Source organism: Stecheria intestinalis (assembly GCF_009696165.1).
GTDB lineage: Bacteria > Bacillota_I > Bacilli_A > Erysipelotrichales > Erysipelotrichaceae > Bulleidia > Bulleidia intestinalis.
Genome location: NZ_VUMN01000070.1, coordinates 1 through 1,195, shown reverse-complemented (window position 1 = coordinate 1,195; position 1,195 = coordinate 1). Strand labels below are relative to the sequence as shown.

General features: G+C 47.4%; 2 protein-coding genes. Both read left to right on the top strand.

Annotated features, from left to right (window positions below; all coding sequences use genetic code 11):
* Nucleotides 1-26 precede the first annotated feature (26 nt).
* Complete coding sequence (locus FYJ51_RS13410) at nucleotides 27-422, top strand: hypothetical protein (RefSeq protein ID WP_105305119.1); 396 nt, start codon at nucleotides 27-29, stop codon at nucleotides 420-422.
* An 18-nt stretch (nucleotides 423-440) separates the two neighbouring features.
* A partial coding sequence (locus FYJ51_RS13405; RefSeq protein WP_154506025.1) for a hypothetical protein occupies nucleotides 441-1,195 on the top strand: 755 nt, incomplete at its 3' end.

The following is a 1,195-nucleotide window of genomic DNA, read 5'->3' as shown; positions in this document are numbered from 1 at the left end:
TTATTGCAATGTAACTTGGAGGGCTTATGGCACAGATCAGGCAGTATCACAAGGACACCGATACCACTTACGTTTACGAATCGGAAAGCTACTGGGATCCGGAGAAGAAACAGTCACGCTCCAGAAGAAGAGTGATCGGAAAGATTGATCCGGCAACCGGTGAGATTATTCCTACTGGAAAGCGCGGGAGAAAGCCAAAAGAAGTTCCTGCTGTGACTGCCGCTTCAGCAGATCAGGAAGAACTGAAAAAGCAGTATGAGGAAAAATGCAGAGAGAATAAAGAACTGCAGCTGCAGCTGGCAGAGTGCGAGGAGAAACTGCGCAGCCTGCAGAAAACAAATGATCGGCTTTTATATGCACTGAAGCAGACTGACAGTCTGGCAGAACGGATCAGAACAGCCAGCAGTGATCTTCTGAAATAATCCCGGAGAACTGCAGCTATGGTGATGACTTCTTCTGAGCTGAATGAGCTGAATCGGAAACTTCCGGAACTGAAAAAGCCGGAGCTGAATTGCGCTCTCAGGAATGTCATCGCTTCTCATCTTGAAGTTCTTGCGATTCTTGACGGTCATGAAGAAGCCGAGAAAAACATGACCCGGGATTATCAGACAATGAAGGAATTGTCAGAAACCCTTAAGCGTGAGAATGAACGGCTGAGCGGCTTACTTCAGAAGTGCACGGAGCAGCTTCAGATGCGGAATAACGATCTGTTCGGTCGCGGAACAGAAAAGCTGTCAGAGATTGCACAGGAAGAAGAAATCGCAGAGGATCCGCTGGCAGAAGAAGCGGAAGAATCTCCGAAAGCACCGGTTATTACTTCAAGATCTGCGTTTTCTGATCATAAAGGTCATGGCATACGGAAGAAAGGACAGCGGGAGAAGGATCTGTCCGGTCTTCCGGTCCGAAACATTTACCAGATCAATCCTGATCAGCTGAACGAACAGTATGGAACCAGCTGGTATATCTTTTCCTGGAAGAAATACAGGACCGTTGAATGCGTTCCGAGCCGTCATTATGTTCAGTGCGTCTATGTTCCTGTCATTTCGCATGGAACGTGCTGCAGAGAGATTGAATATACCCCTTATGAAGGAAAGCCTCTTCCAGGTTCTATTGTTTCATCATCGCTGCTTGCCGATATTCTGTATTCCCGATTCTGTCTGTATGTGCCGTACTACCGGATGGAAAAAGACATGGC